Origin of the sequence: Streptomyces sp. R21 (assembly GCF_041051975.1) — a bacterium.
Taxonomy (GTDB): domain Bacteria; phylum Actinomycetota; class Actinomycetes; order Streptomycetales; family Streptomycetaceae; genus Streptomyces.
In genome coordinates, this window is sequence record NZ_CP163435.1 from 1,045,505 (window position 1) to 1,066,956 (window position 21,452).

Consider the following 21,452-nt stretch of genomic DNA (forward strand, 5'->3'; position numbering starts at 1 on the left):
ACGCCATGAGCAGCACCGTGGAGCTCACCAAGGAGAACTTCGACCAGACGGTCACGGACAACGAGTTCGTACTGATCGACTTCTGGGCGTCCTGGTGCGGGCCGTGCCGTCAGTTCGCCCCGGTCTACGAGAAGGCCGCGGAGGCCAACCCCGACCTGGTCTTCGCCAAGGTCGACACGGAGGCGCAGCCGGAGCTCGCTCAGGCCTTCGAGATCCGCTCGATCCCGACGCTGATGATCGTCCGCGACCAGGTGGCGATCTTCTCCCAGCCCGGAGCGCTGCCCGCCGCCGCCCTGGAGGACGTCATCGGGCAGGCCCGGAAGCTGGACATGGACGAGGTCCGCAAGTCCGTCGCCGCCCAGCAGGCGCAGCAGGGCGAGCAGAGCGCGTAGTCCCCGTCCCGGGGATCAGAAGGGGTACGTCGCCACATCCCCGCGCACCGTCGTCCAGCGGACGTCGGTGAAGGCCTCCAGGTTGGCCTCGCCGCCGAAGCGGGCGCCGGTGCCGGAGGCGGCGATGCCGCCGAAGGGTGCGACGGCCTCGTCGTTGACGGTCTGGTCGTTGATGTGGGCAATGCCGGTCGGGATGCGATCGGCGAGGTCCAGGCCGCGCGCGGTGTCCCGGGTGACGATGCCCAGCGACAGGCCGTAGGGCCCCTGCGAGGCGAGGGCCGCGGCCTGCTCGGCGGTGGTGAAGGAGCGCACCGGCGCGACCGGGCCGAAGACCTCCTCGCTGTACGCGGGGGTCGCGTCGTCGACTCCGGCGAGCACCGTCGGCCGGTAGAACAGCCGCTCGTGGGTGCCGCCCGCCGCGAGCTTCGCGCCGCCGGCCGTGCTGGACTCCACCAGGCCCTGGATCTTGGCGAGTTGGGCGGCGTCGATGATCGGGCCGAGGTGCACCTGCTCGCGGTAGGGGTCGCCGACGGCGAGCGCGTCGGCCTTCGCGGCGAGCCGTTCCACGTACTCCTCGTACAGGGAGGCGTGCACGAGGTGGCGTCCGGTGGTCATGCAGATCTGGCCCTGGTGGAAGAACGAGCCCCACGCGGCCGTGGAGATCACCGCGTCGATGTCGGCATCCTCCAGCACGATCAGCGCCGAGTTGCCGCCCAACTCCAGGTGCACACGCTTGAGATGGCGGCCCGCCGCCTCACCGACCGCGCGCCCGGCCGCGGTTGAGCCGGTGAAGGAGATGACCGGCACCTGCGAGTCGGCGACCAGCGCCTGGCCCGCCTCCGCACCACCCGGCAGCACATGCAGCAGCCCCTCCGGGAGCCCGGCCTCCGCGAAGACGGCCGCGAGGGCGAGGCCGCCGCAGACTGCGGTGCGCGGGTCCGGCTTCAGTACGACACCGTTGCCGAGGGCGAGCGCGGGGGCCACCGAGCGGATCGAGAGGATCAGCGGCGCGTTGAAGGGCGCGATCACGCCGACGACGCCGACCGGGACGCGTCGCGTGTACGACAGGCGGGGCGCTTCCGACGGCAGGATCTGGCCGGTCGGGCGCGAGACGAGCGCGGCCGCCTCGTAGCACTCCTGGGCGGCGACGTGCAGTTCGAAGTCGGCCTTGCCCGGGATGGAGCCGGACTCGCGCACGATCCAGTCGCGCAGTTCGTCGGCGTGCGCGGCGAACAGGTCGCCGGCCTTGCGCAGCACGGCGGCGCGGACGAAGTGCGGGGCCCTGGCCCAGTCGGCCTGGGCGGCGCGGGCGGCCCCCGCGGCCGTGGCGACGTCCTCGGCGGCGGCGAGCATGACGGTGCCGAGGGTGTCACCGGTGGCGGGCTCGGTGACGGCGTACTCACCCCCGGACAAGGTGTCGGACTGCCAGGTCTTGGGGTCGAGCAGCGGCATGACGCTCTCCGATCGATCACTGTCACCGGCGGAACTCACAGCGCCAGCGGGAGTCCCGTGTAGTTCGCGGCCAGTTCGGCGGCCGCGGGCCGGGATGCCGTGATCCGGCGCAGCCGTGCGAGCTGCATCCGGTGTTCGAAGGCATCCCCATCTGGTTGAGCGTGCAACATCCTAGTCATGTCGTACGAGAACCGCGTCGCCTGCCAGACCCGGCCCAGGCACATCTCCGAGTAGCGGTCGAGGAGCCCGGTCGAGCCGGTGCGGTGCAGCTCGGCGAAGCCGCGGGCCAGCACACGGACGTCGGACACGGCGAGGTTGAGGCCCTTGGCGCCGGTCGGCGGCACGATGTGGGCGGCGTCCCCGGCCAGGAAGAGCCGTCCGTGGCGCATCGGCTCGTGGACGCAACTCCGCATCGAGGTCACGGACTTGGAGGTGATCGGGCCGCGCTCCAGCCGCCAGTCGCCGTCGATCGCGAAGCGGGCGGCGAGTTCGTCCCAGATGCGCTCGTCGGGCCAGTCGCGCAGGTCCGTGCCGATCGGGACCTGGAGGTAGAGGCGGGAGACGGCCGGTGAGCGCATGCTGTGCAGCGCGAAACCGTTCTCCCCCCGCGCGTAGATCAACTCCTCGCAGGAGGGCGGCACTTCGGCGAGGACGCCGAGCCAGGAGTAGGGGTAGTCGTGCGCGTACGTACGGCTCGTGCCGGCCGGAAACGCGTTGTGCGCGATGCCGTGGGAGCCGTCGCAGCCGACGACGTAGTCGCAGCTCAGGGTCTGCTCGCGGCCCTCGTGCACGAAGCGCACCAGAGGTGCGTCGCGCTCCGGTTTCTCGACGGCGATCGCCTCCGCCTGGAACAACAGCGGCGGCCCGTCGGCGAGTTGGAGCGCGACGAGGTCCTTCACGATCTCCGTCTGGGCGTAGATGGTGACGGTTCGGCCGCCGGTGAGCACGGGGAAGTCGATGTGGTGGCGTTCGCGGTCGAAGCGCAGCTCGATGCCGTGGTGGGTCAGGCCTTCGAGGTCGAGGCGGTCGGCGGCACCGCACTCGCGCAGCGCGTCGACCGTGCCCTGCTCCAGCATTCCGGCGCGCTGGCGCTGCTCGACGTACGCGCGCGTCCTGCTCTCCAGCACGACGCAGTCGATGCCCGTCCGGTGCAGCAGTCTGGCCAGCAGGAGTCCGGCGGGGCCTCCGCCGATGATGCCCACCGTGGTCCGCATGACGCGCCTCCCCAAGGGATACGACAGCAGGATCTCAGCTTGAGTCGCGGTGCACGACTGTTGCGCCCAGTACCTCGTGCGTCTCGGGCGCGGCGCCCGGTTCCCGTACGGCGCGGTCGACCAGTTCCGCCAGGTCGCGCCCGGACGGCAGGTCGATGTGGACGGTGCTCAGACGGGGCCGCAGCAGCCGCCCGAGCATCAGGTCGTCGGCGCCGACGACGGCCGTCTCCTCCGGGATGCCGATGCCCTCGTCCTGGAGGGCCCGCATCAGGAGCATGGCGTACTCGTCGTTGTACGCGAACACCGCGTCCAGGCCGAGGGTGCGCCAGCGCCCGGCGAGATCGGCCGCGGCCTCCTCGTCGTACGCCAGCGGCAGCTCGGTGGCGGTCGCGTCCGTGCCGTACAGAGCGCGGCGCACGCCTTCGAGGCGGGGCTTGGAGAAGATCTCCAGACCGGATTCCTCGGGCACCACGACGCCGATACGGCGGCGGCCACGGGCCACCAGGTGGGCGCCGGCGCTGTGCCCGACCTTGTCGTGGTCCATGAGCAGCGCGTGTGCGCCCTCGACGCGCTCGGGGCCCAGCGTGACGACGGCGCGGGCACCGGAGCGCTTCAGGACGGCCACGCCCTGCGGGCCGAGACCGCTGCCGGGCACCAGCACGGCGACCGGCCGCAGCTCCGCCCAGGCCCGGGCGGCCTCGTCGCGGCGCAGACCGACGCTGCCGTGCTGCACGACGGTGTAGTCGAGGCGGCTGAGCGCCCACTGGAGTTCGTTGAGGAACTGGCTGTAGAGCGGGCCCACCGGCACGGGCGACGCGGGCATCAGGACCATGCGGCTGTGCCCGGCGCGCAGGCTGCGCGCGGCGGCGTGCGGAACGTAGCCCAGCTCCTTGGCGGCCTCGTGGACGCGGCGGCGCGTGGGGTCGCTGATGCGGACGGCGCTGGTGTTGTTGAGGACGTAGGAGACGGTCGCGCGCGAGACACCCGCCAGGCGCGCCACGTCGGCACTCGTCGGCACGGAGCGCTGTGCGGGCGACGGCTGGGCGGGCGGTTGCGGTATCTGCTGCACCATGACGTAGGCATCCTTGCAGAAGCCGTGGAGGGGCTCGGGGCCGGGTGAACGTCTGGTGCGCGAACGTGACTCGAAGCGGGGTGGACGTGTGCTGTGGAGGGCCGGGGCCGGTCGGCTTTCCGCACCCGGCCCCACGCGTCAGCGCACTGGTCCCGCGGCGTCAGTGCGCCCGCTCGGCGGCCTCAGCGCGCCCGCTCGGAGGTCTCAGCGCACCGGTTCGGTGCGGGTCACGCGCGCGACCAGGTCCAGCCAGCCGGCCTCCAGCCGCTCCAGGGGCATGCCGCACTGCTCGGTCAGGTGGTGGACCAGGACGGGGTCCAGGTAGCCCAACAGCGTGTGGGCGAGGAGTTCGCTGTCGGCGTCCGGGACGGCCTGCCGCAGCAGCAGCGTGACGTGCCCGGCGAGAACGCGGCGGGGCGCGTTCGAGAAGCGGCGGGACGGGTCCGGTTCGGCGGCCAGTTGCAGTTCCAGCGTGTCGACCGAGCGGCGCAGCACGGCGCAGCCGAACGCGGCCAGCCGCTCGACGGGCGGCGCCCCGGGCCCAAGGGGCGGGGGCCCGCTGAGGAAGGAGCCCTGGAGCTGCTTCTCGGAGTGGTCGAGCAGCGCCATCAGCAGGCCGGTGCGGTCGCCGAAGCGGCGGAAGACGGTCCCCTTGCCCACCTGGGCCGCGGCGGCGACGGCCTCCATCGTCACCCCGGCCGCCCCGTGCTCCTCGACCAGCCGGGCGGCGGCCTCCAGCAGCCGAGCGCGGTTGCGCGCGGCGTCGGCACGCAGGCAGGGCTCGTCCTCGGCGGACGTCAGCTCCAGCAGAACGGGCTCGTCGGTCGGTACCGGGGGCTTCGGGAAGGGGGGCAGGGCGGCGGACATGAACACAGCGTAACGCGTCGGGAAGAAAACTGGACCGTGGTCCGTTTGGCTGATACAAAGTGAAGCGGACCTCGGTCCGGTTTATTGCGGCCACGTTTCAGCACTCTGGAGTTCCCATGTCTGTTCGCATCCTCGCGCTCGTCGGCAGCCTGCGTGCCGGTTCGCACAACCGTCAGCTCGCCGAGGCGGCCGTCAAGCTCGCCCCCGAAGGCGCGGAGGTCGAGCTGTTCGAGGGCCTGGCCGAGGTTCCCTTCTACAACGAGGACATCGACGTCGAGGGCGCCGTACCGGCCGCCGCCGCGCGGCTGCGCGAGGCCGCCGGTCAGGTCGACGCGTTCCTGCTCTTCTCGCCCGAGTACAACGGCACCATCCCCGCCGTCCTCAAGAACGCCATCGACTGGCTGTCCCGCCCGTACGGCGCCGGCGCCTTCACCGGCAAGCCGGTCGCCGTCGTCGGCACCGCGTACGGCCAGTTCGGCGGCGTCTGGGCGCAGGACGAGGCCCGCAAGGCCGTGGGCATCGCCGGCGGCACCGTCCTGGAGGACGTCAAGCTCTCCGTTCCGGGCTCCGTGGTCCGCTTCGCGGAGACCCACCCGATCGACGACGCCGAGGTCGCCGGCCAGCTCACCGAGGTGATCACCCGTCTCCACGGGCACGCCGAGACGGCCACGGCCGCGGCCTGACACCGACGCGTCGACATCTCGACTCGACACATCGGCACGTCGGCACCTCGGTGACGAACGCCCAGGCCCCGGCCTTTCGGTGACTGCCGCAGCTCAGCCGAGCTCGCTCAGCCGCCGGACGGCCGGGGCCGCAGTGCGTTCGATCCACGCGGCCGGCTCCTCCACGCGCGGTCCTACGATCACGGTGTCGACGCCGAGCTTCGCGTACTCGGCCATCTCCCGCGCGAACGCGTCGATGCCGTCCTCCGCCGGTGCGCCGCCCGCCGGGACGATCGTCGTGCGGATGTCGGCGAAATCGCGCCCCACGGCGTCGCAGTGCCCCCGCAGCACGTCCAGCTTGTGCGCAGTCTCCGCCGGGGACGAGGTGATCAGGTTGCACGCGTCCGCGTACTGCGCGACAAGCCGCAGCGTCTTCTTCTCCCCGGTGCCGCCGATCATGATCTCCGGGTGCGGCGCGCTCACGGGCGCCGGGACGCAGAGGGTTTCGGCGAGCCGGTAGTGCTTGCCCTCGAAGGGGCCGTTGGCGTCCGGGTCCCACATCTGCAGGCAGATCCGCAGCGTCTCCTCCAGCCGCTCGAAGCGCTCGGCGAGCGCCGGGAACGGCACGCCGAGGCCTTCGTGCTCACGGTCGTACCAGGCCGCGCCGATCCCGAGCGTGGCCCGGCCGCCGGACACCACGTCGAGCGTGGTGGCGATCTTGGCCAGCAATCCGGGGTGGCGATAGGTCACCCCGGTCACCAGCGCGCCGAGGCGGACCGTGGAGGTGTGGGCGGCGAGGTAGCCGAGGGTCGTGTACGCCTCCAGCATGGCGTCCTCGGCCCCGCCGTTGAACTCCATCTGGAAGTAGTGGTCCATGACCGAGAGCCAGCTCACGCCGGCCGCTTCGGCGGCTGCGCCGGTCGCGGCCAGTTCGGGGCCGAGCCCGGCCGCGCCCCGGGGGTGGTTGAACCGAGTGATGTGGACGCCCAGCCGCATGTCCGTCTCCCGTCGAGTCCCGTGGGGTCCCGTCACGTCCGGTCCCGCGCCGTCGTGTCCCGTCGTGCCGAGCCCGCCGCCGGCTGGTCACCGGCACCGGTGACGCTAGTTCTTCGAGCGCTCTCGAAGTCAAGCCCTGCCGTCGCCGCACGATCCGGCGCGGCGCCTTCGCCAGGAACACCTCCGCCAGGTCGCGCAGGGTCCAGTCACCGCGGTACTCGACCGCCTCAACTATCAACTCCCTTCTCCTGCACGTCTGTTGACTCACCCACCGAGGCCGACTTGCGTGTTACCCCCAATAACCGTCCGCCCGATTTGGCGGCCCCACGCCCTGCGAAGCCGAACCCGGCCCGGCTAACGTCCCGGCATGACGCGACGCAGACGCATCGGAACGCGGCGGATCAGGGCCTTGCAGCAGGTGCGGGACAGAGCCGTGCGACGACGCGAGGAGCGGCGGTCGCGCGGCTGGGGCCGACAGCTCGGGCGGCGGGCCGAGCGGGTCCGCCCGTGGCTCCAGTTCCTCGCCGACCTCGCGACGCTTCTGGCGAAGACGGTGAGATGACCGCCCCGGCGGTCGCGGCACGCCGCGGGACTCATGATGCCGGTTGACTCAGCCCAACAGCGCGTACGTGCAGGGTGGTTGCCCGGTCCGGCACCGCGACTCGGGTGCCGGACCGGGCCTTGCGTCAGTTACAGGTACGGGCGGGTGATCAGCTCGATCGCATGACCGGCGGGGTCCTTGAAGTACACGCCTCGACCGCCGTGCTCGTCGTTGATCTCGCCGGGGCGTCGCATCTGGGGATCGGCCCAGTGCTCGATGCCGCGATCGGACAGCCGCTCATACGCCCGGTCGAACAGCTCGTCGTCGATCAGGAAGGCGTAGTGCTGCATCTGGATCTCCACCGGCGGCTCAGCGAACTGGAGCAGCACGCCGTCGTGGAGCTGAAGGTTGGTGAACACGCCCCAGGACGGTGCTTCCTGGATCTCCAACAACTCCCGGAAGAACCGGGCCGATTCGTTGCGATCCCTGGCGGCGATGATGGTGTGATTGAACGTTGCTGGCATTCAGCTGACCTCGTTGTTGTTCGGCACGGAAAACGGACTCGCGGTGCGCGAGCGTGCGGAGGTCCGCGTGCCGAACAAAGGGGGTGCCTACTGCGCACCCGTCGTGCGATCAGCCGTCCACCGGATGGCCAATCGGTGCGTGGCGTAGTGCCGGTCCGGTGTTCACGTCGGTGAGCTTACAAGCGACGGGCAGAGCCGATCAAGGATTCCGCAGCGACAGAACATCGCCCAGGGCGGCGGCCGTCCGTAGAACTTCGTCCAGCGCGGCGTCCGTGCGTCCGCAGTGGACGGCAAAACGAAAGGCAAGGAGTTCCACACTCCTTGCCACTCTTAACTTATAGCGCAACGGGGGGCTTGCGGCAAGGCCCCCGTCGTACCGCAGAATCTCCGGCCTAGGCCGGAATCTGCGGAACGGGGAGTCACGAAGTGCGTGTGCTGTTGTCGACGTATGGGTCGCGCGGGGACGTCGAACCGATGGTGGGACTCGCCGTGCAGTTGCGGGCACTCGGCGCGGAGGTGCGGATGTGCGCGCCGCCGGACGAGGACTCCGCGCGGCGGCTGGCCGGTGTCGGTGTGCCGTGGGTGCCCGTCAGCCGGTCGGCGCGGGCGTGGACGAAGGAGGCGCCACCGGCGTCGGGTATGCCGCAGCGCGCGGCCGAGGTGATCGCCGGGCAGTTCGAGGCGATCCCCGCCGCGGCCGACGGGTGCGACGTGCTGGTGGCGACGGGGATGCTGCCGGCCGCCGCCGGTGCGCTGTCGGTGGCCGAGAAGCTGGGCATCCCGTCCGTGTCCGTCACCTTCCAGCAGCTCACCCTGCCGACGCCGCACCGTCGGCCGCTGGCGTACCCGGGGCGGCCGTTCCCGCCGGAGGTGACCGACAACCGGCTGTTGTGGGACCTGGACGCCCAGAGCATCGACGCGTTGTTCGGTGAGGCGCTGAACACGAACCGAGCGTCGGCCGGTCTCCCGCCGGTGGAGCACGTCCGTGACTACGTCGTCGGCGACCGGCCGTGGCTGGCCACGGACCCGGTGCTGGACCCGTGGCGGGAGACGCCGGGACTGGACGTCGTACAGACCGGAGCGTGGATCACGCCCGACGAACGGCCGCTGCCCGCCGAGCTGTTGGCGTTCCTGGACGCCGGGGCGCCGCCGGTGTACGTCGGGTTCGGCAGCATGCCGATGCACTCCGCACCCGACGTCGCCCGGGTCGCCGTCGAGGCCGTACGCGCGCAGGGGCGCCGTATCGTCGTCGGCAGCGGGTGGGCCGATCTGGCGCTGGTCGACGGGCAGGACGACTGCTGCACGGTCGGCGAGGTCAACCAGCAGGCGCTGTTCCGGCGCGTGGCGGCCGTTGTGCACCACGGCGGCGCGGGTACGACGACGACCGCCACCCGCGCCGGCTCGCCTCAGGTGGTGGTCCCCCAGCTGGCGGACCAGCCGTACTGGGCAGGGCGGGTGGCCGACCTGGGCATCGGCGCGGCGCACGACGGCGCCGTCCCGACCTTCGCGTCCCTGTCCGCCGCGCTCGACATCGCCCTCGCCCGGGAGACCGTCGCGAGAGCGACCGCCGTGGCCGCCACCATCCGTACGGACGGGACGGCGGTGGCCGCGAAGTGGCTGCTGGACACGGCCGGCCGAGAAAGGCCGCCCGTGTCGGCGTGAACCCACGCGGGATCACCGAGCCAGGAAACACCAGCCAGGAACCAGAACCCGAGTGTCAATCGGAGCCAATGCATTGAACCCACTGACCACCAGCGCCTTCGACCTTCCCGGCCGTCTCGCCCCCAAGGCCGACCCGACGCTGATCGCCGGCGACGAGGAGCACTTCGCGGCCATCGCGGAGTGCCTCGAACAGTCGATCGCCGAGCTGTCCGACCGCCTGGCCGCCGAGCGCCGAGCGCCCGGCGGCCAGGGTCGGCAGGCGATGGAACGGGACGCGGAGGTTCACCGGCTGACCGCCCGGCTGCGCACGCTGCGCCGATTCGGTCTGGACCTGTGCCTCGGGCACATGGTCGGCACGGACAGCCCCGAGCCCGTCTACGTAGGACGACTCGGCCTCACCGACAGCACGGGGCGTCGGCTGCTGCTCGACTGGCGCTCCCCCGCGGCCGAGCCGTTCTTCGGAGCGACCCACGCCAACCCGATGGGGCTGGCGAGCCGCCGCAGGTACCGCTGGACCGACGGCCGGATCAGCGACTACTGGGACGAGGTGTTCACCGCTGACGGTTTCGCCGGGCACGCCGCGCTCGACGACCAGTCCGCGTTCATCGCCAGCCTGGGCAGCGACCGGTCGCCCCGGATGCGGGACGTGCTCGGCACCATCCAGGCCGACCAGGACGCCATCATCCGCGCGGGATCCCGCGGCGCTCTCGTCGTCGACGGCGGTCCGGGTACGGGCAAGACCGTCGTCGCGCTGCACCGCTCCGCCTACCTCCTCTACGCCGACCCCCGCCTCGGTCACCGTCGGGGCGGCGTGCTGTTCGTCGGTCCGCACCGGCCCTATCTGACGTACGTCTCCGATGTCCTCCCCAGCCTCGGAGAGGAGGGCGTGCAGACCTGCATCCTGCGGGACCTCGTCGCCGAGGGGGCCGCGGCGGCGAGCGAGGCCGACGCGAACGTGGCCCGCCTGAAGTCGTCCGCGAACATGGTGAAGGCGATCGAGACGGCCGTCAGGTTCTACGAGGAGCCGCCCGCCAAGGGGATGACGGTCACAACCCACTGGTCCGACATCTGGCTGAGCGCCGACGACTGGGCGCTGGCGTTCGAAGCGGCGGAGCCCGGTACACCGCACAACGAGGCGCGCGAACAGGTCTGGGAGGAACTGCTCACGATCCTGGAGGACAAGCACGACGGGGAGGTCTCGGCCGACCTGCTGCGCACGTCACTGATGCGGGACAGGGAGTTGGTCACGGCCTTCAACAGCGCCTGGCCGCTGCTCGATGCGGCCGACCTCGTCGGAGACCTGTGGTCGGTGCCCGCCTACCTGCGGATGTGCGCTCCCTGGCTCAGCCGCGAGGAGGTACGGCAGTTGCAGCGCGAGGACGTCCGGGCGTGGACGGTGTCCGATCTGCCGCTCCTGGACGCGGCACGGCTGCGGCTCGGCGACCCGGAGACGTCACGGCGCAGGCGCAGGCAGGAGGCCGCCCTCGCCGCCCAACGCGAAGGCATGGCGCAGGTGGTCGACAACCTGATCGCGGCCGACGACGACGGTGAAGGCCTCATGACGCAGCTGCGCCGTGCGGACTTCCAGCGAAACCTGGTCGACGAGTCCGAGCTGCCCGGCGCCGAACCGGACCTGCTCGCCGGCCCGTTCGCGCACATCGTCGTGGACGAGGCTCAGGAACTCACCGACGCCGAGTGGCAGATGCTGCTGCTCAGGTGCCCGTCCCGGAGCTTCACCATCGTCGGGGACCGCGCCCAGGCCAGGCACGGGTTCACGGAGTCGTGGCAGGAACGGCTCGAACGGATCGGGCTCGACCGGATCAACATGGCCTCCCTGAGCATCAACTACCGGACGCCGGAAGAAATCATGACGGAAGCCGAGCCGGTCATCCGGACCGTGCTCCCGGACGCCAACGTGCCGACCTCCATCCGCAGCAACGGTCTCCCCGTCGTCCATGGATCCACTGCCGAGCTGAGCTCCGTCCTCGACACCTGGCTCGCCGAACACGCCGAGGGAATCGCCTGCGTCATCGGTGATCCCACGTTCCGAGCGACCTCACGCGTCCGGTCGCTGACTCCCGAGCTGTCGAAGGGGCTCGAGTTCGACCTGGTCGTCCTCATCGACCCGGAGAAGTTCGGCCAGGGCATCGAGGGAGGCGTCGACCGCTATGTCGCGATGACCCGGGCAACCCGCCAACTCATCATCCTGACGAGCCCCTGACGCCGGGGTGGCGAGTTCCCCTCGGCATCGAGGAGGTACGTCTGAGGTCGATTCCCAGGACCAGGGCGTCGTTCGCGGCGGTCAGCCGGGCGCCACGCAGGAAGGTGCCGTCGCCGCCCAAGGTGACCCCGAGGTCGGGGTCACCCGCTGCCGCGACCTCCTCATGGGCGCTGTGCCGACCGCCGTCGTGCCACACGTCGATGTCCGTGCACCGCATGGCGTGTTCCTCGCACCACACGTGCACCGGGCCGGCCGCGTCCACGGCCTCCGGGCGCCCGCCGTGCACGACCAGACCCAACCGGTTCACTGTCACATCCGCTTCCGGACGAACTCGGTCACCAGGTGGTGGCCACCGTACGCAGCACGCCCCAGGTGTCGCCCCTGCGGGCGTAGTCGGTGGCCAGTTGCAGCCGCCAGTCCCACCGGGTGCCGTACACGGTCGCATCCGTGACGGTCCGGACGACCAGGCGGGCCGTGTGGCCGTCGACGTCGATGGTCGTGCTCTTCTCCTCGATGGTGTGGTAGACGAACCGGCCTTGTCTCATCTCTGCCAGCCATTCAGCCTTCGGCTGCACGTATCCGGCCATATGGGTGAGGGTGAAGCTGTCGTCGAGCAGGCCGTCGAGGACCGAGGTGTCGCCCTCTCGCATGGCCTCCAGATAGGCACGGTGAGCGTCGAGGATCTCCTCGCGGGCGGACTGGTCGGCTGTTGGCTGCACGATGGCTCCAGAGGTGGGTTCCGCTTGGTTCATGAGCTTGTCACCGGCCGAACAGGCGCATGCCGGCCTCGTCATGGTGGTCACCGGCGGCCGCGGGCAGGTTGTCGAGCTTCTCGATCTGCTCGGCGGTCAGGACGATGCCGTCGGCGGTGTTCTCCTCGACCCGCTCGACGCGCTCGGTACCGGGGATGGGGGCGACTTCGTCGCCTGCGCGAGCAGCCAGGCCAGGGCGACCTGCGCGGGCGTCCCGCCGGCTTCGTCGGCGACGGCCCTCACCCCGTCGGCCAGGCGCAGGTTGCGCTGGAAGTTCTCGCCGGTGAAACGGGGGCTGTTCTTGCGCCAGTCGGTGTCGTCGAAGTCGTCGGTCGAGTGTGCTTCGGCTTGCCGGCCTGTGTGTCAGCCTGCTGCCCATCCGCAGCGTCCGGCAGACCGCGCTGTACCGGGGAGCGGCGTTCCAGGGTGTGACAGGGCCCCTCTGGCGACCTTCACCCTGGTCACACGGCTGCCAGACTGGATCGCATGGTACGTGAGCAGCGCAGCGGCAAGAACGGTGGCAGTGAGCTGGGGAACTTTCTGCGGGCCCGCCGAGCCCGCGTCACCCCGGCCGACGTGGGCCTCCCGCATGGGGCGGGCCTGCGCCGCACTCCGGGTCTGCGCCGGGAGGAGCTGGCCACCCTGGCCGGGGTGAGCATCGACTACTACACGCGGCTCGAGCGCGGCCGGGAGACCAACCCCAGCCCGTCGGTCGTCGCCGCTCTCGCCTCCGCCCTGCTGCTGGAGAAGGCCGAGCTCCTGCATCTGCGTGAGCTCGCCGCTTGTGCCGCACGAGGCAGAGGGGCGGATCAACCGGCAGCAGCGCTCGGGCAGACCGTGGACGCCGGCCTGCAACTGCTGCTGGACGGCATGCGCCCGTATCCCGCCCACATCGTCAGCCGCACCATGGACCTGCTGGCGACCAACCCCGGCGGGCTGCGGCTGTTGGCCGGCCTGGAGGACTGGCCGGAGGGGCGGCGAAACATCGTGCGCTACGTCTTCCTCCATCCCATCGCCCGCGTCCTCTTCGAGGACTGGGAGAACCAGATCCGCGGCTGCGTCGCCCGCCTGCGCACCCTCGCCGGCGTCGAACCGGACGCCCCCGACCTCACCGGTCTCGTCGACGAACTCCTCGCCAAGAGCCCGGACTTCGTTCGCCTGTGGGAGCGTTACGACGTCAAGGGCCACAGCCACGGCACCAAGACGTTCCACCACCCCGAGGCCGGTACCTTCGCTTTCGGCTACCACTCGCTCCAGCCGGAGGGATGCTTCGGCCAGCGGCTCGTCGCGTACCACGCCGCCCCGGGTACATCGGAGTACGACGTGATGCTCAAGCTGGACCGGGAGCCGGTGCCGACGGAGACCGCCATGCGGGTGCCCCAGCATCACTGACCTCGTTCCTGCGCCCGTTACGGCTTGACGAGGACCTTCAGCGCCTCGCGGTCGGCCATGGCCCGGTAGCCGTCGGGGATCTCATCGAGGCCGACGGTGCGATCGAAGACGCGGCCCGGTTCGATCCGGCCCTCCAGGATGTCCGGCAGCAGCTCCTCGATGTAGGCGCGCGCCGGGGCGACACCGCCGGTGAGAGTGATGTTGTTCATGAACTCCGGGAAGCCCAGGGGGACTTCGCCGTACTGCGGGGCGCCGACCCGGCTGATGGTGCCGCCCGGGCGGACCGTGCCGATCGACATGTGCAGGGCGGGCAGGGTTCCGACGCATTCGAGGACGGTGTGCGTGCCGTGGCCGCCGGTCAGTTCGCGCACGCGCTCGATGCCTTCGTCGCCGCGTTCGGCCACGACGTCGGTGGCGCCGAAGTCCCGGCCCAGGTCGGTGCGGTCCTTGTGCCGGCCCATGAGGATGATCCGCTCGGCGCCGAGTCGCTTGGCCGCGAGGACGGCGGACAGGCCGACCGCGCCGTCACCGACGACCGTGACGGTCGTCCGGGGCCCGACCCCGGCGGTGACCGCGCAGTGATGGCCGGTGCAGAACACGTCGGACAGAGTCAGCAGGGACGGCAGCAGAGCGGAGTCCTCGCCTGTCGGCAGCTTGACCAGCGTGCCCTGGGCCTGCGGGACGCGCACCGCCTCGCCCTGGCCGCCGTCGACGCCGTCGCGCGCCCACTGCCCGCCGTGCAGACAGGAGGTGTGCAGGCCCTCGCGGCAGAACTCACAGGTGTTGTCGGACCAGACGAATGGCGCGACCACCACATCGCCCGCCTTCAGTGCGGAGACGTCCGAGCCGGTCTCCTCGACGACGCCGAGGAACTCGTGGCCCATGCGCTCTCCGTGCTCGGTCGCGGGCATCGACCCGTAGGGCCACAGGTCGCTGCCGCAGACGCAGGACCGCAGTACGCGCACCATCGCGTCGGTCGGCTGCTGGATCTTCGGGTCCGGGACGTTCTCGACGCGGACGTCGCCTGCGCCGTACATGAGTGTTGCTCGCATGATCTCTTTCCCGTTTCGGTACGTCGGAGGGTCGGGGCGGGGGGGTGTCAGCGGGTGCGGCTGCGCGGGGCGCCGTACTCGGCGTCGTCGACCTTCTCCAGCCAGGTGGTCTCCGGGCCGCCGTCCGGGCCGGTGCCCTCCCACAGCGCCAGGTGGGTCATGAAGCGGTCGGAGGCGGCGCCGTGCCAGTGCTCCTCACCCGGCGGAGTGTGGATCGTGTCGCCGGGGTGCGCCTCGATGACCGTGCCGTCCCGTGTGCCGATCAGTGCGACGCCGGAGACGATGTGCAGGGTCTGGCCACAGGCGTGGGAGTGCCAGTCGGTGCGGGCGCACGGGGAGAAGCGCACCATGTTGGCGCGCATCCGGGACGGCTCCTCGCCTGCGTAGAGGACGTCGAACCAGACGTCGCCGGTGAACCAGTCGGCGGGAGCCTTGGTCGTGGGCTGGTTCTTGAGGATTTCCATGGTTCTCTTTCCGGGGGGTTCGCTTTCCGGGGTTCTCTTTCCGGGGTTCTCTTTCCGGGGTTCTCTTTCCGGGATGCCGGGCGTCCGCCGCGCCGGGCCCGGCTTCTCGACGATGGCCTTGAGCTGGGTGATCGCGCTCATGGCTCTGGGCCATCCGGCGTAGAACGGACACTGTGGCCGTCAAGGAGCGGCCGGTGTCCCGAGGGCGTCCAGGTCGTCGCGAACCCGCTGCGGCTCCTGCGCCAACGGCATGTTGGCCTCGTCGCGGACGGCGTCCAGGGCGCCGGGCGCGTCCTCGTCCAACGCGGCGAAAAGCTGGGTCATGTCGCTGGGTGCGGAGCCCTGTTCTGCGACCAGCTCGAAGGTACGGCGTACCGCCTCCGGAGCGGTGACGGCCGCAACCAGCACCTGAGCGATCCGGCTGCGCGAGACGGCACCGTCGGCGGGCCCGCCGGAGCGCCGCGTGTCGCCCTGCAGGAAGACGGGGCGCTGCTCGTCGGGGCCGTTCATGTCGAACCAGCCAGGCCGCACGATCGTGTGAGGCAGGCCGCCGGCGCGGACCAGGCGCTCGGAGCGGCGCTTCCACTCGACCAGATGGTTGTACGCGCTACTGCGAGCGGTGACTCCGATGGCGGTCATCAGCACGATGCGCGGCTTCTGACCGCCCAGGGCCGCCAGCACATTCCGGACTCCGCCGTAGTCGATCGTCTCCGGCGAGGACATGGAGCCGTGTGTCAGCACGATGGCGTCGACGCCGGCCACGGCCCCGGGCAGCGTGTCGGGCTGCGTGATGTCGCCTACGGCCAACTGCGCCTCGGCGGGGAGCAGGCGCCGGGCTTTGCCGGCATCCCGTACCAGGGCGCGGGTGGTGTGTCCCTGCGCGAGGGACTCGGCGACGACGAGGCGTCCGATGCTGCCGGTCGCGCCGACCACCAGCACGGTCATGAGTGAGGTTGTCATGGTCTTTCCTTGCGCCGCGGGGGTGGGGATTCGGGTGCTTGGCCGGTCACGGGATCGTCAGTTCCCCGGTGCGCAGTGCCGCGGTCACGCCGCCGTCCATGAGGAGGTCGGCGCCGGTGATGAAGCCTGCCTGGCGGCCGAGGAGGAAGGCGGCCGCTTCGGCGACCTCGTCGGGGGTTCCGAAGCGTCCGGCCGCCGACACCTTGCGCACCTGCTCGAACCACTCCTGCCGCGGCCCGGACAGCTCGTCCAGAGCCAGCGGCGTGATGATGACCCCGGGGCTGACGGCGTTGACGCGGGCTCCGCGCCTGCCCCAGGCGACGGCGGCGGTCTGCACCCTGAGCGAGTTGGCCCGCTTGGAGAGCGCGTAGGCGTGGACGGTGGAGCCGACCTGATCGGGCTGGAGGAACGGCAGCTCCAGCAGGCTCGCGGTGTCGGCGGTGGCGAGCGCATGTTCGATCTCGGGCGTGTAGGGGCTCTCCCGGTGCCCGGCCATGCTGGCGACCACGATGCCCGCCCCGTTGGGGGCGACGACGCGGCCAAACGCGTCCAGCACCATCGCGGTGCCGACCAGGTCGACGTGCAGAATCCGCTCGATGCTCGCCTGCGTGGGGGAAACACCGGCGGTATGCACCACCTGGGTGACCGGGCCCAGATCGGCGGCCGCGTCGGCCAGGGCTTCGACCGCGTCGTGGTCGGAGACGTCGGTGACGCGGGTGGTCACGTCGTGCCCCTCGCCCCGCAGGCGTTCGGCGGCGGCCTCGGCCGCCCGGTCGCTGTAGTCGGCGAGCAGCACGGTCCGGCCGGCGCCGACGCGACGCGCGATGGCGAGACCGATGCTTCCGGAACCGATGACAACGACTACTTCCTTTGTGTCCTTGCCCATGTCTCCGACCCCTTCGCTCTGCGCTGTCGCGCCTGCCTTCATCACCGAGATCCAGCCTGCGGGAGGGGCACGCGAAGTGGCAGGCTGTGGCGTGCCGGGGAGCACCGTTCGGGGGAGTGACAGGGCCCCCATTCGTCTCCCGCGCAGGTCACGGTGTGCTGACACCAGGGAACATGACACGTGAGCACTCCGCCAACGGCGGCACCGAGCTCGGCTGACGCCCGCCGAGGCCGGGCTCGCGGCAGGCTCCACGCTGCGGCGCACGCCCGGGTGCGCCGCGAAGAGCCGGCCACTCTCGCCGGAATCAGCATCGACTGCTGCACCCGCCTCGAACGCGGCGAGGAGACCCGCCCCAGGCCGTCCGTTGTCGCCTCCCTCGGCCGCGCCCTGCAACTGGACGACGGACACGAGCACCTGCGCAACCTCGCGAGCAGGGCCGCCCGTAGCGTTCTCGAGCTCACCCTCAGCGCAGGGCGACGGCATCACCGGCAGCATCCGCGGCAAGGACGACACGGTCTGTGACAAGCGGTCAGCGATTCGCCGATGGCGATGATGACGACGCGGCCACAGCAGACAGACGGCCGGCAGTACCGCGGCTGCCGCCAGCCCGGCGCCCGCCAGGCGGTCAGGCAGTTGGGACAGCTCCCCCGGTCTCGTGACCGGCAGCACGAACGGCAGCCGGAGCCCTGTCGAGCTGACCGCCAGAACCGAGCTGACGACGCCGGAGAAGAGGATCACGAAGCCGACCAACAGCGTCGTGACGACAGCGAGCCAGGTCAGATGTGCCACGAGCGTCCCCACGCAGATCAGCACCGCCCAGGCCATCGCGGGTCCCACCTGCGCCCGCCGCCGCTCCACCATCGAACCGCTGTGGTCGACCAGCAACAGCATGGAGAACGCGCTTCGCGCCGCCTTATGACTTGCACGGGAAATCCCGGGAAAGCCGCGCTCCGCTCCGCTGAGCACGGCCGCCATTGAGCCGAGGCCGCCGTTCAGGTGAGGGCCGCCCTCAGCCGCCTTCCGATCTGCGTGCAGCGACCATCATCACCGCGAGCCCGGCCAGGACGATGGCCGCGCCGACGTACAGCGGAGCCGTGTAGCCGAGGCCGGTGCTGATGGCGAGGCCGCCGAGCCAGGCGCCCAGGGCGTTGCCGATGTTGGAGGCGGAGACGTTGGCGCTGGCAGCGAGCGGCACCCCGTGGGCGTGGTCGGTGACCCGGGTGATCATGCCGGGCACACTGGCGAACCCGAACACTCCCGTCAGGAAGACCAGCACCACCGACGCCGCAGGGCTGGAGGCCAGCAGCCCGAACGCGGCGAGGGTGACGGTGAGTCCGGCCAGGGAAACGATCAGAGTGAGGTCGCGATCGCGGTCGGCGCCTCGTCCGCCGGCCACGTTCCCGATCACCAGGCCGCTGCCGTAGACGACGAGCAGCCAGGCGACGTCGGTGCTGGAGAAGCCGGTGACCCGGGTGAAGGTGTAGGCAAGGTAGCTGAACGCGCCGAACATCCCGCCGTAGCCGAGTGCGGTGGCGGCGAGGGTCAGCCAGACCTGCCCCGAACGGAAGGCGCGTAGTTGGGTGCGCAGCCCGTCCGTCCGTCCGGAGGCTGTGACCGGGTCCGGGTCCGGGTCCGGGTCCGCGTTCAGGCCCGGGTCCGTGTTCAGGCCCGGGTCCGTGTTCAGGCCCGGTGCAGGACGCCGGTCCACCTCGCCTGCCCAGCCCGGCACCAGTACGGCGATGGCGGCCGCGGCGGCGACACCGATACCGGTGATGGCCCAGAACGTGGCGCGCCAGCCCCACCGTTCGCCGACCAGGGCGCCGAACGGTACGCCCAGCACATTCGCGACCGTCAGCCCGGCGAACATCACCGCCACCGCCCGCGACGCCCGCTCGGGGGCGACCATGCGCCGCGCGACGAGCGAGCCGAGGCCGAAGAACGAGCCGTGGCACAGCGCCGCGACCACGCGTCCGAGCAGCATCACCGGGTAGTTCGGTGCGAGGGCGGACAGGAGATTACCGACGACGAACAGCGCCACCAGACCGACGAGGACGGGCTTGCGGGGCAGAGCGGCGGTGACGGCGGTGACCACCATCGCGCCGACTGCCACCGTCAGCGCATACCCGGAGATCAGCCATCCTGCCGCGGCCTCGGACACCGCCAGGCTCCGCCCCACCTGTGGCAGCAGGCCGGCGATCACGAACTCGGTCAGGCCGATCCCGAAACTCCCGAGAGCGAGCGCGACGAGCCCGGCGGGCAACTGCCGTGTCCTGTCGATCGGTTGAATGGCCATCGCACCATCATGGTGGGGGCCTCGTGACGTTCGGATCGGGGTCCACCGACTGGACGCGCACGCGGCGCACGGCACGCAGCCCCCGAACGCACACGACCGTCAAGCCCGCCGGTATCGCAGATCCACGGCCTGTGCGGGGTCGCCGTCGTGAATCCTGGCCCACCGGACCGGCTCGATACCGGGGCAGTCGAACAGCCGCACTCCGGAGCCGAGCATGACCGGCGCCAGATGCACGTAGAACTCGTCGATCAGGTCGCGTTCGACGCACTGCCGGGCGATGTCCTGGCCGTGGATCTCCAGGTCCTTGCCCTTCGCCGCGGCCAGCCCGATCTCGACCGCCTCGGCCACGTCGCAGTCGAGGAACGTCACGCCGGGATCCGGGATCGCATCCTCGGGATGGTGCGTCAGCACGAACACCGGGCCGCTCCACGCCCCGCCGTAGGGCTGCCTGCTCGCCCGGCCGGGATGCCGCTCGGCGATCGCGTCGTACCCACGACGGCCACCCAGTACGGCACCCAGGCCGGCGATCGACTCCTGGTGGACGCCCGGACTGACCTTCATCCCGGACATCCAGTCCATCGAGTGATGGGGACCGGCCGCGAACCCGTCCAACGACATCGCCAAATGCCACAGCACCTTGCCCACCGGATTCTCCGTTCGCCATTCGTCATTCGTCTCGTCGTGCCGGTATGGACCGCCCGGGGCGCCGAAACTCATCGATGAGCGGCGAATGGATTCCTGCGCGAACTCTTGACGCGCCTCGTTCGGGTGCGTACATATGACTGCGCAGTCATGACAGCGCAGTCACACGGATGGCCGGCTGGTGACTGGCTAGGATTCAGGCTGCCGGACACAGGGAGACGCCATGGCGCGAGGGGAAGCACGGAGCGGTGGCTCCGCCGCGCCGCGCGGTGTGGACGTGGCCCGGCGCGCGGGCGTCTCGCAGAAGACGGTCTCCCGGGTCTTCAACGGGGAGCAGTACGTCTCCGCCGAGGTGCGTCAGCGAGTGCTCGACGCCGCCGAAGAACTCGGGTACCGGTTGAACAACGCGGCCCGCTCGCTCGCCTCCGGCCGGACCCGGACCATCGGCGTGGTCGCGCTGGGCACTGCCCTGTACGGCCCCGCCTCACTGCTCATCGGCATCGAGCGGGCCGCCCGGGACGCGGGATACGCGCTGCGGGTGGTCAACACACTGGAAGGTGACCCCGGAGGCGTCGCCGGTGCCGTGGAGTCCCTCCTCGAACAGGGCGTGGACGGCATCGTCGTCTCCGAGCCGATCGACGAGGGAGCCGAGGGAGCCGCCTCTCTCAGCATCGATGTCCCGGTCCTGGTCCTGGGCGCACCGGCTGCACTGGCCGGCCCGAGGGCGGTTGTCGCGGGCGTCGGTGCCGAGCCGCTGGCCCGGGCGGCCACCCAACACCTGCTGGACTTGGGGCATGTGACGGTCCATCACATCGCGGGCCCACAGCGGTGGTTCGCCGCGCGGGACCGACTCGCGGGCTGGCGCGCGGCCCTCGCGGCACACGGCAGGGACCAGCCCCCCGTCCTGGAGGGTGACTGGTCGGCCGCCTCCGGCTACGCGGCGGGCCGCGAACTCGCCTCCGGCGGCGACGTCACCGCGGTGTTCGCCGCGAACGACGACATGGCCATCGGCCTGATGCGTGCGCTGACGGAAGCCGGCCTTCGTGTGCCGGACGACGTCAGTGTGGTCGGCTTCGACGACATCCCCGTCGCCCCCTATGTCACCCCTCCCCTGACCTCGGTCCGTCAGCCGTTCGACGCCGTGGCCCGGGAAGGACTCCGACTGCTCGTGCAGGCCATCGAGAAGCCGGACGTGGAGCTGCCGCCCGCGAACGATCCGCCGGTCGATCTCATCGTCCGCGCCTCGACCGCAGCCCCGCCGCGCCGGACGGCACCGGGGCGCGGGCGGCGCGCGCCTTCGCGTTCGCGTGACGGGGCGCATGCGCCGCCGATCGCGGACGCATCGTCCTCCCTCCCCTGATCGGCCCCACCACGGCGGCCTTCGCCCTCTCACCTCTCCACAGCCGTG

At 71.2% G+C, this 21,452-nt stretch carries 21 protein-coding genes and 3 pseudogenes; 9 read left to right on the top strand and 15 right to left on the bottom strand.

Features of this window, described 5'->3' with window-relative positions:
- Positions 1-5: 5 nt before the first annotated feature.
- The gene (gene trxA, locus AB5J56_RS04920) at positions 6-392 is read left to right on the top strand and encodes a thioredoxin (RefSeq protein ID WP_369230412.1); all 387 of its coding nucleotides are present in this window, start codon (positions 6-8) and stop codon (positions 390-392) included.
- A gap of 15 nt (positions 393-407) precedes the next feature.
- On the opposite strand, the gene AB5J56_RS04925 is transcribed toward trxA, so the two are convergent.
- From AB5J56_RS04925 to AB5J56_RS04940, 4 genes are all read right to left on the bottom strand, one after another.
- On the bottom strand, positions 408-1,844 hold the full coding sequence (locus AB5J56_RS04925) for an aldehyde dehydrogenase family protein (protein ID WP_369230414.1): 1,437 nt from the start codon (positions 1,842-1,844) through the stop codon (positions 408-410).
- Positions 1,845-1,879: 35 nt separating this feature from the next.
- Entirely contained in the window at positions 1,880-3,058 is a 1,179-nt protein-coding gene (locus AB5J56_RS04930) for a 4-hydroxybenzoate 3-monooxygenase (protein ID WP_369230416.1), read from the bottom strand.
- 34 nt (positions 3,059-3,092) lie between these two features.
- Positions 3,093-4,130 (bottom strand): LacI family DNA-binding transcriptional regulator, encoded by a 1,038-nt coding sequence (locus AB5J56_RS04935; RefSeq protein WP_369230418.1) that lies wholly within the window; start codon positions 4,128-4,130, stop codon positions 3,093-3,095.
- 204 nt (positions 4,131-4,334) lie between these two features.
- Positions 4,335-4,997, bottom strand: coding sequence for a TetR/AcrR family transcriptional regulator (locus AB5J56_RS04940; RefSeq protein WP_369230420.1), 663 nt, complete (start codon positions 4,995-4,997; stop codon positions 4,335-4,337).
- Between the two features lie 116 nt (positions 4,998-5,113).
- On the opposite strand from AB5J56_RS04940, the gene AB5J56_RS04945 reads away from it, so the two are divergent.
- Positions 5,114-5,680: an NAD(P)H-dependent oxidoreductase gene (locus AB5J56_RS04945; protein ID WP_369230422.1), complete on the top strand. Its 567-nt coding sequence runs from the start codon at positions 5,114-5,116 to the stop codon at positions 5,678-5,680.
- Between the two features lie 93 nt (positions 5,681-5,773).
- On the opposite strand, the gene AB5J56_RS04950 is transcribed toward AB5J56_RS04945, so the two are convergent.
- Entirely contained in the window at positions 5,774-6,655 is an 882-nt protein-coding gene (locus AB5J56_RS04950; RefSeq protein ID WP_369230424.1) for an LLM class F420-dependent oxidoreductase, read from the bottom strand.
- A 367-nt stretch (positions 6,656-7,022) separates the two neighbouring features.
- Here AB5J56_RS04950 and AB5J56_RS04955 point away from each other — a divergent pair, with 367 nt between their 5' ends.
- Positions 7,023-7,217, top strand: a complete 195-nt coding sequence (locus AB5J56_RS04955; protein ID WP_369230426.1) for a hypothetical protein — start codon at positions 7,023-7,025, stop codon at positions 7,215-7,217.
- Positions 7,218-7,345: 128 nt separating this feature from the next.
- On the opposite strand, the gene AB5J56_RS04960 is transcribed toward AB5J56_RS04955, so the two are convergent.
- Positions 7,346-7,720: a VOC family protein gene (locus AB5J56_RS04960; RefSeq protein WP_369230428.1), complete on the bottom strand. Its 375-nt coding sequence runs from the start codon at positions 7,718-7,720 to the stop codon at positions 7,346-7,348.
- Positions 7,721-8,146: 426 nt separating this feature from the next.
- Here AB5J56_RS04960 and AB5J56_RS04965 point away from each other — a divergent pair, with 426 nt between their 5' ends.
- Entirely contained in the window at positions 8,147-9,382 is a 1,236-nt protein-coding gene (locus tag AB5J56_RS04965) for a glycosyltransferase (protein WP_369230430.1), read from the top strand.
- 73 nt (positions 9,383-9,455) lie between these two features.
- On the top strand, positions 9,456-11,603 hold the full coding sequence (gene helR / locus AB5J56_RS04970) for an RNA polymerase recycling motor ATPase HelR (RefSeq protein ID WP_369230432.1): 2,148 nt from the start codon (positions 9,456-9,458) through the stop codon (positions 11,601-11,603).
- A 37-nt stretch (positions 11,604-11,640) separates the two neighbouring features.
- Here the strand turns inward: helR and AB5J56_RS04975 are convergent.
- The 3 genes and pseudogenes from AB5J56_RS04975 to AB5J56_RS04985 form a co-directional block, all read right to left on the bottom strand.
- Positions 11,641-11,916 (bottom strand): annotated as a pseudogene (locus AB5J56_RS04975) (NAD(+) kinase); the annotation flags it as partial.
- 22 nt (positions 11,917-11,938) lie between these two features.
- On the bottom strand, positions 11,939-12,322 hold the full coding sequence (locus AB5J56_RS04980) for a nuclear transport factor 2 family protein (RefSeq protein WP_369230434.1): 384 nt from the start codon (positions 12,320-12,322) through the stop codon (positions 11,939-11,941).
- Between the two features lie 40 nt (positions 12,323-12,362).
- Positions 12,363-12,691, bottom strand: a pseudogene (locus AB5J56_RS04985) (aldo/keto reductase); the annotation flags it as partial.
- 150 nt (positions 12,692-12,841) lie between these two features.
- Here AB5J56_RS04985 and AB5J56_RS04990 point away from each other — a divergent pair.
- On the top strand, positions 12,842-13,747 hold the full coding sequence (locus tag AB5J56_RS04990) for a helix-turn-helix domain-containing protein (RefSeq protein WP_369230436.1): 906 nt from the start codon (positions 12,842-12,844) through the stop codon (positions 13,745-13,747).
- Positions 13,748-13,764: 17 nt separating this feature from the next.
- On the opposite strand, the gene AB5J56_RS04995 is transcribed toward AB5J56_RS04990, so the two are convergent.
- The 4 genes from AB5J56_RS04995 to AB5J56_RS05010 form a co-directional block, all read right to left on the bottom strand.
- Positions 13,765-14,799 carry a zinc-dependent alcohol dehydrogenase family protein gene (locus tag AB5J56_RS04995; RefSeq protein ID WP_369230438.1) on the bottom strand — a complete coding sequence of 345 codons (1,035 nt, stop codon included), beginning with the start codon at positions 14,797-14,799 and terminating at the stop codon, positions 13,765-13,767.
- Between the two features lie 47 nt (positions 14,800-14,846).
- A complete protein-coding gene (locus AB5J56_RS05000) occupies positions 14,847-15,263 on the bottom strand; it encodes a cupin domain-containing protein (RefSeq protein ID WP_369230440.1) in 417 nt (138 codons plus the stop codon).
- Positions 15,264-15,443: 180 nt separating this feature from the next.
- The gene (locus AB5J56_RS05005) at positions 15,444-16,223 is read right to left on the bottom strand and encodes an SDR family oxidoreductase (RefSeq protein WP_369230442.1); all 780 of its coding nucleotides are present in this window, start codon (positions 16,221-16,223) and stop codon (positions 15,444-15,446) included.
- A 46-nt stretch (positions 16,224-16,269) separates the two neighbouring features.
- Positions 16,270-17,109 carry an SDR family oxidoreductase gene (locus AB5J56_RS05010; RefSeq protein WP_369230444.1) on the bottom strand — a complete coding sequence of 280 codons (840 nt, stop codon included), beginning with the start codon at positions 17,107-17,109 and terminating at the stop codon, positions 16,270-16,272.
- 214 nt (positions 17,110-17,323) lie between these two features.
- Here AB5J56_RS05010 and AB5J56_RS05015 point away from each other — a divergent pair.
- Both AB5J56_RS05015 and AB5J56_RS05020 read left to right on the top strand, forming a co-directional pair.
- Positions 17,324-17,553: pseudogene (locus AB5J56_RS05015) on the top strand (helix-turn-helix domain-containing protein); the annotation flags it as partial.
- A 211-nt stretch (positions 17,554-17,764) separates the two neighbouring features.
- Positions 17,765-18,028, top strand: a complete 264-nt coding sequence (locus AB5J56_RS05020; RefSeq protein ID WP_369243173.1) for a hypothetical protein — start codon at positions 17,765-17,767, stop codon at positions 18,026-18,028.
- A 90-nt stretch (positions 18,029-18,118) separates the two neighbouring features.
- Here the strand turns inward: AB5J56_RS05020 and AB5J56_RS05025 are convergent, their stop codons facing one another.
- Positions 18,119-19,369, bottom strand: coding sequence for an MFS transporter (locus AB5J56_RS05025; RefSeq protein WP_369242357.1), 1,251 nt, complete (start codon positions 19,367-19,369; stop codon positions 18,119-18,121).
- Between the two features lie 132 nt (positions 19,370-19,501).
- Positions 19,502-20,047: a dihydrofolate reductase family protein gene (locus tag AB5J56_RS05030; protein ID WP_369230446.1), complete on the bottom strand. Its 546-nt coding sequence runs from the start codon at positions 20,045-20,047 to the stop codon at positions 19,502-19,504.
- Positions 20,048-20,267: 220 nt separating this feature from the next.
- Here AB5J56_RS05030 and AB5J56_RS05035 point away from each other — a divergent pair, with 220 nt between their 5' ends.
- Entirely contained in the window at positions 20,268-21,404 is a 1,137-nt protein-coding gene (locus AB5J56_RS05035) for a LacI family DNA-binding transcriptional regulator (protein ID WP_369230447.1), read from the top strand.
- Positions 21,405-21,452 lie beyond the last annotated feature (48 nt).